9 protein-coding genes and 2 tRNA genes are annotated in these 7902 nt (G+C 70.1%); 9 read left to right on the top strand and 2 right to left on the bottom strand.

Features of this window, described 5'->3' with window-relative positions; all coding sequences use genetic code 11:
* Positions 1-41: 41 nt before the first annotated feature.
* Positions 42-1106 (top strand): alpha/beta hydrolase family protein, encoded by a 1065-nt coding sequence (locus NDR87_RS34010; protein ID WP_251918020.1) that lies wholly within the window; start codon positions 42-44, stop codon positions 1104-1106.
* A 4-nt stretch (positions 1107-1110) separates the two neighbouring features.
* On the opposite strand, the gene hisC is transcribed toward NDR87_RS34010, so the two are convergent.
* Complete coding sequence (gene hisC, locus NDR87_RS34015) at positions 1111-2184, bottom strand: histidinol-phosphate transaminase (protein ID WP_251918021.1); 1074 nt, start codon at positions 2182-2184, stop codon at positions 1111-1113.
* A gap of 126 nt (positions 2185-2310) precedes the next feature.
* Between hisC and NDR87_RS34020 the strand changes: the two genes are divergently transcribed.
* The 7 genes from NDR87_RS34020 (at position 2311) to NDR87_RS34050 (ending at position 7043) form a co-directional block, all read left to right on the top strand.
* The gene (locus tag NDR87_RS34020; protein WP_251918022.1) at positions 2311-3036 is read left to right on the top strand and encodes a dienelactone hydrolase family protein; all 726 of its coding nucleotides are present in this window, start codon (positions 2311-2313) and stop codon (positions 3034-3036) included.
* A gap of 86 nt (positions 3037-3122) precedes the next feature.
* Positions 3123-3212: transfer RNA gene (locus NDR87_RS34025), tRNA-Ser, on the top strand.
* Positions 3213-3247: 35 nt separating this feature from the next.
* A tRNA-Arg gene (locus NDR87_RS34030) sits at positions 3248-3320 on the top strand.
* A gap of 296 nt (positions 3321-3616) precedes the next feature.
* On the top strand, positions 3617-4759 hold the full coding sequence (locus NDR87_RS34035; RefSeq protein ID WP_251918084.1) for a DNA cytosine methyltransferase: 1143 nt from the start codon (positions 3617-3619) through the stop codon (positions 4757-4759).
* 83 nt (positions 4760-4842) lie between these two features.
* Positions 4843-5259 carry a very short patch repair endonuclease gene (locus NDR87_RS34040; RefSeq protein WP_251918023.1) on the top strand — a complete coding sequence of 139 codons (417 nt, stop codon included), beginning with the start codon at positions 4843-4845 and terminating at the stop codon, positions 5257-5259.
* 78 nt (positions 5260-5337) lie between these two features.
* Complete coding sequence (locus NDR87_RS34045; RefSeq protein ID WP_251918024.1) at positions 5338-6141, top strand: DUF998 domain-containing protein; 804 nt, start codon at positions 5338-5340, stop codon at positions 6139-6141.
* 140 nt (positions 6142-6281) lie between these two features.
* Positions 6282-7043, top strand: coding sequence for a maleylpyruvate isomerase family mycothiol-dependent enzyme (locus NDR87_RS34050; RefSeq protein WP_251918025.1), 762 nt, complete (start codon positions 6282-6284; stop codon positions 7041-7043).
* Positions 7044-7056: 13 nt separating this feature from the next.
* On the opposite strand, the gene NDR87_RS34055 is transcribed toward NDR87_RS34050, so the two are convergent.
* Positions 7057-7335 carry a putative quinol monooxygenase gene (locus NDR87_RS34055; RefSeq protein WP_251918026.1) on the bottom strand — a complete coding sequence of 93 codons (279 nt, stop codon included), beginning with the start codon at positions 7333-7335 and terminating at the stop codon, positions 7057-7059.
* Between the two features lie 169 nt (positions 7336-7504).
* On the opposite strand from NDR87_RS34055, the gene NDR87_RS34060 reads away from it, so the two are divergent.
* Positions 7505-7902, top strand: a 398-nt coding sequence (locus NDR87_RS34060; protein WP_251941295.1) for an ABC transporter transmembrane domain-containing protein, incomplete at its 3' end; no start/stop codon positions are given.

Here is a 7902-nt window from a genome sequence, read left to right on the forward strand (position 1 = left end):
GGGCATGACCGGCGTCGACGCGTCCGAAGCCCTCTGGCAGGATGGCGATCATGGTTCGCCGCCGGTTCCGGCGTCGACTCCCCGGCGCCCTTGCCGGCGCCGCACTGCTGTTGAGTGCGGCGTTCCATGCGGTCCCGGCCGTCGCCGCCCCAGCCTCGCCCCCGGTCAACACCGGCTCCGCCGACGGTCCGGCACCGCAGACCGAGAGTCCGCGCCCGGCGGTGGCCTCGATCGATCGCATCGAGCCCATCACAGATCGCCGCCTGCGGGTCTTCGTGAAATCCCCGGCGATGGAACGCACGGTGGAGGTCCAGCTGCTGCTCCCGGCCGATCGCGACCGCCCCCGCCCGACCCTGTACATGCTCGACGGCCGCAGCGCGCCCAGGGACAGCAACAACTGGGCCGAGAAGGGCGGCGCGGTGGAGTTCTTCGCCGACAAGCCGATCAACGTCGTGCTCACCGTCGGCGGCCCGGCCGGGTACTACACCGACTGGCAGCGCACGGATCCGGTGCTCGGCAAGAACAAATGGGAGACCTTCCTCACCCGTGAGCTGCCCCCGCTCATCGATGCCACCTTCGAGGGCAACGGCCGCGACGCCGTCGAGGGCGTCTCGATGGGCGCCGAGGCGGCCATGATGCTCGCGATGCGCAATCCGGGCGTGTACCGCGCGGTGGCGGCCCACAGTGGTTGCTACGCCATGGGTTCGGATCTGGGCCAGGCGCAGGCGCGCGCCGTGGTGCGCACCTACGGCGGCGATCCGGACAACATGTACGGCAAGGAGGACGATCCGGACTGGCTCGCGCACGACGTGATGATGCACGTGGATCAGTTGCGCGGTACCGCGATCTACCTCTCCGCGGCCAGCGGCCTGCCCGGCCCGTCCGACGGGCCCGGCAATCCGGACTACCCCACGACGATCACCTTCGGCGCTCCGCTGGAGGCCGCCGCGAATGCCTGCACCCTGGCCCTGGCCGACAAGCTCGAGCGCATGCGCATTCCGGCCACGGTCGACCTGAAGCCGGTCGGCACCCACTCCTGGCCCTACTGGGTCGACGAATTGCCCAGGGCCTGGCCCACTCTCGCGGGTGCCCTGGGCGTGTCCTGACGGTTCAGCCGAGGAATCGAGCGGTCACCTCGGGGGCGGTGGCGAAGGCCAGGAAGAGGTCGTTCTCGTGCGGATCGCCCGCGGTCACCCGGACGCCGTCGGTGCCGTAGGGCCGCACCAGGACGTCGGCCTCCGCGCTGGCCTCGCCATAGGCCGCGCTGTGTTCGCCCAGTGGTAGCCAGACGAAGTTCGCCTGGCTCGGCGGCACCGTGTAACCGGCGGCGAGCAGGGCCTCGCGCATCCGATCCCGTTCCGCGATCACCTTGTTCGTGCGATCCAGCAGTTCGTCACGCGCCTCCAGCGAGGCGATGGCGGCGGCCTGCGCGAGCCGGTTCACGCTGAACGGGATGTGCACCCGCTGCAGCGCGAGGATCACCTCGGGATCGCCGACCGCGTAGCCTACCCGCAGCCCGGCCAGCCCGTAGGCCTTCGAAAACGTCCGCAGCACAAGTACGTTCGGTCGGTTTCGGCGGATGGCCACGCCGTCCGGATGGTCGTCGAGCCGCAGGTATTCGTAGTACGCCTCGTCCAGCACGATCAGGACGTGCTCGGGCACCGCGTCCAGGAAGCGCTCGATCTCGGTGCGCCCGTAGGTGGTTCCGGTCGGGTTGTTCGGATTGCAGACGAAGATCAGCTTGGTGTCGGCGGTGATGGCCGCGGCCATCGCGTCGAGATCGTGGGCGTAGCCGTCGGTCAGCGGCACCGGCACCGCGCGCGCGTTGCCCACCTGGGTGACGATCGGATACGCCTCGAACGACCGCCACGCGAACAGCACCTCGTCCGTCGGTGCGGCACAGGTGATCTGGACCAACTCCTGGCACAGCGCCACGCTGCCGCAGCCCACCGCGACGTTCGCGACCTCGACGTCGAGGAATTCCGCGAGGGCCGCGCGAAGTTCGCCCGCCGTATTGTCCGGATATCGGTTGGCCAGATCGGCGGCCTCGGCGATGGCCTTGGCGACGGAGGGCAGCGGACCGAGGGTGGTCTCGTTGCTGGCCAGCTTCACCGCACCCGGGTTGCTGCGGCCGGGGGTGTACACCGGGATGGACTCTAGGTCCGGACGAATGCGAGCGGTCACATCAACCACCCTAGAACGTGCCGGACGATCATGATCGGAGTGTGGGCGCGGCCGGAAAATTTTCCGCCAACCACCCCCTACATGGGAGTTCTCCCGAACTTTATAAAGGCGAACTACCCTGGATCCATGTCGGGCGTATATCGAGATCACGCGCCGGTACGCGCCACCGATCCCGAGACGGGGGACCGGCGGCCGCCCGCGGCCTCGCCCCCGGTGCCCCTCATCGTGCTGGAGCCGGAGGGCAGCGCGCGCGGCGGAATCGTGGTGTTGCACGAGGCGCGCGAGTTAGCCGATGCATTGCTGGAATTCATGAAATCGCTGACCGGCGATGGTTGGATCGTGGTGGCGCCCGACCTGTTCCATCGCGGTGCCACGACCGGCGACAAGGTGTTCGGCGCGGACCTGTTCGTCGATTTCGACGCCAGCTTCGACTGGCTGATCCGCCGCGGCGTATTCCCGGACTGCGTGGGCGTGCTCGGTTTCGACTCCGCGGGCACGGCCGCCCTGCTGGTGGCCACCGATCGGCCCATCGGCGCCGCGGTCAGCGTCGCGGCCCCCGGCATCGCGGAGCCGCTGACCGATCAGGCCACCGCGCTGATCCACGCGGCCCCGCGCCTGCAGGCGCCCTGGCTCGGACTCTACGGTGCGGCCGATTCGGCGACTCCCCTCGAGGAGGTCGAGTGCCTGCGCGACGCCGCCGCCCGCGCCCCCGTCGCCACCCTCGTGGTGACCTATCCGGGCCTGCACCACCGCGCCGACGAGCCCGGCCTCGACGCCCACGCCGACAACGAGCACACCGCGGTGGACGCCCGCACGAGAATCTTCGACTGGTTCGACAGCCACCTACGCTGACCAGCCGTTTTGCTTCCTGAGCGGACGATCTGTACTCTTGCGTCTCGGCGGTTCGAAAGGACCGGGCCCTCGACGAGAAGGCTCCAGGAGGCGTGCCAGAGCGGCCGAATGGGACTCACTGCTAATGAGTTGTCCCTTCACGGGGACCGGAGGTTCAAATCCTCTCGCCTCCGCCAAGCCCGGCAAGCCGGGTACAACTGAACAGGACCATGCGCCCGTAGCTCAACGGATAGAGCATCTGACTACGGATCAGAAGGTTGGGAGTTCGAGTCTCTCCGGGCGCGCAACGAAATCCCCGGCAGCCCTTGGCTGCCGGGGATTTCGGCCTTCTTTCCGAACAGCACCTCGGCGACACGAAGTCCCGTCGTCTGTTCGCGCCTCGGTGATGGATCCACGGGCGCCGGAAGGGAACTCGCACGAGTTCGCCACGCCCGGGAGCGGGGGTAGCGCGGTATCCGATCAGGTGTCGATCGCTGACTGGACCGATCGGCTCGAGTAACGTGCATGGCCGGGCCCGGCGCGCTGGACGCAGGCGCCCGTTCGGTACTCGGGCGAAAGGACGGCTGTGACGGGCGCGCGGATGGTCGGGCTGTTCGCCGGGATCGGCGGACTCGAGCTCGGGCTGGGCGCGCACGGGTGGGAGACCGAACTGCTGTGTGAGATCGATCCCGGCGCGCGGGCCGTGCTGGCCGCGCGGTTCGCCGAGGTCGAATTGCACAGCGACGTCACCAGATTGCGGGCGTTACCGGCGGGGACCGAACTCGTCGCGGCCGGATTCCCCTGTCAGGATTTGTCGCAGGCCGGGCGCACGGCCGGAATCACCGGGGCCCGATCGGGTTTGGTGGACGAGGTGTTCCGGCTGGTACGGCGGCGGCGTGGCCCCCGCTGGCTGCTGATCGAAAACGTCCCGTTCATGCTGCAACTCGGCCGCGGGCAGGCCATGCGGCATATCACCGCGGCCCTGGAGGAACTCGGTTACACCTGGGCCTACCGGGTGGTGGACGCGCGGGCGTTCGGGCTGCCGCAGCGCCGTCAGCGGGTGCTGATGCTGGCCTCGCGGACCGAGGACCCGCGGCCGGTGCTGTTCGGCATCGATGCCGGGGCGCGCACGGTCGGCGACGCGGGCAGCGACCCGTGCGGTTTCTATTGGACCGAGGGCGTGCGCGGGCTGGGTTGGGCGGTCAACGCGGTGCCCACTCTCAAGGGCGGATCCGGCTTGGGCATCGCGAGCCCGCCGGCGGTGCGGCTGCCCTCGGGTGAGATCGTCACGCCCGGCATCACCGACGCCGAACGGCTGCAAGGTTTTTCGCGGGACTGGACGACGCCCGCGCTCACGGCCGCGGGCGTGCGCCCGGGACATCGCTGGAAGCTGGTCGGCAATGCCGTGAGCGTGCGTATGGCGGCCTGGGTCGGCGCGCGCCTGGCCGCACCGGCCGACGATCCCCTGCCCGACGAGTTGCCGCTGGCGGGCCAGACCTGGCCGACCGCGGCCTGGGGCCGCGCCGGACGGGCGTACCGGGTCCCGGTGTCGACCTGGCCGGTGCACGAGCCGTACGAGGACCTGCGCTGGTTTCTCGACGACGCCCGGCTGCTGTCGGCCCGCGCCACCGCCGGATTTCTGCGCCGGGCCGCGCGGGGCAACCTCCGATTCCCGCCCGGCTTCATCGCCGACGTGGAGAGTCATCTGCTGCGAATGGGAGGTCGCCCGCTGGAGGCGGCCTGATCCCGCCAGGATCTCCTCCGCGCGCTCGCACAGTGGTGGAATGGGAACGTTTCCCGTGCCCGCCCGCTGGACAAAGGACGGATATGAGCTCCGGACGACCGGCCACCGACGCGGCGACCAGCGCCCGGCTGTCGCGCCAGCGCCGCACCGGCACCGCCCCGGAGACGGCCTTGCGCCGGGAACTGCATCGGCGCGGCTACCGCTACTTCGTCGACCGCGCCCCGTTGCCCGGGCTGCGGCGGCGGGCCGATCTGGTCTTCCCGCGCCGCAAGGTGGCGGTCTACGTCGACGGATGTTTCTGGCACAGCTGCCCGCAGCACGCGACCCGGCCCAAGAACAACGCGCAGTGGTGGGCGGAGAAGCTGGCCGGGAATGTCGCCCGGGACCGGGATACCGATGCCCGCCTGGACGCGGCCGGTTGGCTGGTGGTGCGGATCTGGGAACACGAGGACGCGCTGGCCGCGGCCGATCGGGTGCAGACCGCGGTGGCCGGCCGATAGGTCATGATGGAGACGAACGTGCGGTAACCGTCCGACCGGTCTGCGGTCGGGGCCGATCGGACCTCAGGGACGAGGACTATGACGTCGAGCGAGCACAGCGACGCGACGGTCGCCGTTCTGGCACGGCCGAAACCACCCGCACGCCTGCGCTTGCGGACGCTGCGCTGGATCATTGCCGCGCTCATCGCCCTGGCCGGGCTCTGCTATTCGTCCTGGGTCCTGGAATTCGTGCTGCCGGTGGGCCTGAATCCGGTCACCTCGTTCCTGAGTGAACTCGATGCGCAGGGTCGCCCCTATCGCTGGGTGTTCGCCACCGCGGACACCGTCACCGGCGCGCTGGCCGTGCTCGCGGCGATCGGCGGACTGGTCGCGTTCACGCGCCGCCCGCTGTCCACGGTCGCGTGGGTGGCGCTGGGCTGCTTCGGCGCCGCGACGATCGCCGATGCGCAGTGGCCGCTGCGGCCCTGTGCCGACTGCCAGGCCGACGACGGCCTGTTCCCGCAGCTGCGACAGGTCCACGCCCTGACCTCCACCCTGGCGGTGACCTCGATCTTCGTGGCGATGATCGGCTTCAGCGTGGCCGCGTTCCGCTATCGGCGCTGGCCGATCCTGCGGCATTCGGGGCTGTGGATTCTCGTACTCGGTTCGGTGGTGACGACCTGGATGCTCGTCGCGGACAATCTGCCCGGCGACTACGCGCTCGGCATCGCCCAGCGGATCCAGGTCGGTTCGATGTCGCTGTGGCTGGTGGCGCTGGCCGTGCAGATCTGGGTTGCCGAGCGCGCGCTCAGCGACGACGAATCCGCACCGCCACCAGCGACCGCGGCGCCGAGGAGGCGAGCGCTCCGGAGACGGCCATCGCGGCGAACACCGCCAGCATGAGGGCCAGGACGACTACTTCGATGATCACGCTCATGGTCCCACCGTGCCCGCGCGGGCTGGCAGGGGTCCGTGTGGGAGATCGGAAAAACCTGAGAATCCGAGGGGACGAGCGGCGCTCGCGATGAGTAATCTCGACACTCGTGACCAGCGCCACGCCGGAACCCTTGCTCGACACCGTCGATCGAGCCACCCAGCACCTGCTCGACGCCCTGGGCGAACTCACCGACGCCGATGTGCCCGAGCCCTCGCTGCTGCCCGGCTGGACCCGTGGCCATGTGCTGGCGCATCTGGCGCGCAATGCCGACGGCCTGCTGAATCTGCTGCTGTGGGCGCGCACCGGAATCGAAACACCGCAGTACGCAAGCCAATTCCTGCGTGACTCCGATATCGAGACCGGTGCGCCGCGCCCGATCGCCGAGCAGCTGACCGATCTGCGCGCCGCCTCCGACCGCTGGCTGGCCCTGGCCCGCGCCATGCCAGCCGACCGCTGGGACTACCGCGTGCGCGCCCGCACCGGCAAGCAGCTGCCCGCCTCCGCCGTGCCGTGGCTTCGCCTGCGCGAGATCGAGATTCACCACGTGGATCTGAATATCGGCTACCGCCCGCAGGATTGGCCCGCCGACTTCGTCGCCCGCATGCTCACCGAGCGGGTCGAGGGCCTGGACCACGCGGCGGCGTCGAGCCGCCCCGCCGATGCCAAGCCCATGACTTCCGATCCCTCCCAACCACCTCCGCCGAGCTTCGTGATCGAGACCACCGACACCGGCTTCGGCGCGACCATCGGACCCGCGCCGACGACGAAGGTCAGCGGTCCCGCGGCCGAGGTCCTGGCCTGGCTGATCGGCCGATCCGACGGCGGCGGCCTCAGCGGCGAGCTGCCCACCCTGCCCGCCTGGCTGTGAGCCGGCCGCCCGGCTACAGCTCGCGCTCGACGCCGCAGTCGAATTCGCGGACGTCGGCGCCGACGATCGAGGCGGCGAGCTCCGCACCCGGTCCGGCGCCGCGGAACGCCTCGACGGCCGCGCGCGAGGTCCAGCGCTCGTAGACATTGACCCGGTCGGCCTCCACCAGATCCGCCCCGAGGGTGTAGTCCAGGCAACCCTCGGCGGCTCGTGCGGCGGCGACCACGGCACGACAGGTCTCGAGACAGCGGTCACGATCGGTGACGCGCAGATATCCGGCGACGATCAACACGCTCGCACCCTACGACCGATCACCGACAACCGGACGGAAAATCGGTTGGCGGGAAGCGGGCGGGCTGGCAGCCTGGAAGGTCCATACCCCAGGCGCGCGTTGCACCTTGCGCGCGGCCATATCCGATGGGCTGGGATCGAATCCTGCTGACCACGAAGGGGGAGAACTGTTGTCTGTCGCCCTGGCGGGTGCCTCGTCCGATACGGAGGCCGACAGTACGCGCCCGACCGCACCACCCGAGGTGCGGCGCTTGGGACCGCTGCGTCGACTGTGGCCGGATATCCGGTGGTACCGCTATCCGCTGTTCGGCAGTGCGGTGCTGTCCTGGATCGGCATGATGTGCGACATCCTGCAGCCGGTGCTGACCGGGCGCATCGTCGACGGTCCGGTCGCGCACCGCGACTTCGCGGGCATGTGGTGGCCGGTGCTGCTGGTGACCGCGCTCGGCGTGATCGGCACGATCACGGCCTGGACCCGGCGCTGGGTCGTCGCGCGCCCGGCCGCGCGGCTCGAGGTGGATCTGCGCGCCCGGCTGTTCCGACGGCTGCAGACGCTGTCGGTGGGCGC

Source organism: Nocardia sp. CDC159, assembly GCF_023740735.1.
Lineage (GTDB): Bacteria > Actinomycetota > Actinomycetes > Mycobacteriales > Mycobacteriaceae > Nocardia > Nocardia pulmonis.

Excerpts from the sequence above, each read along its gene's own strand:
- NDR87_RS34035 (WP_251918084.1), top strand. The coding sequence starts at position 3,617 with ATGGTCGGGCTGTTCGCCGGGATCGGCGGACTCGAGCTCGGGCTGGGC.
- NDR87_RS34045 (WP_251918024.1), top strand. The coding sequence starts at position 5,338 with ATGACGTCGAGCGAGCACAGCGACGCGACGGTCGCCGTTCTGGCACGG.
- NDR87_RS34040 (WP_251918023.1), top strand. The coding sequence starts at position 4,843 with ATGAGCTCCGGACGACCGGCCACCGACGCGGCGACCAGCGCCCGGCTG.
- NDR87_RS34010 (WP_251918020.1), top strand. The coding sequence starts at position 42 with ATGGCGATCATGGTTCGCCGCCGGTTCCGGCGTCGACTCCCCGGCGCC.
- NDR87_RS34020 (WP_251918022.1), top strand. The coding sequence starts at position 2,311 with ATGTCGGGCGTATATCGAGATCACGCGCCGGTACGCGCCACCGATCCC.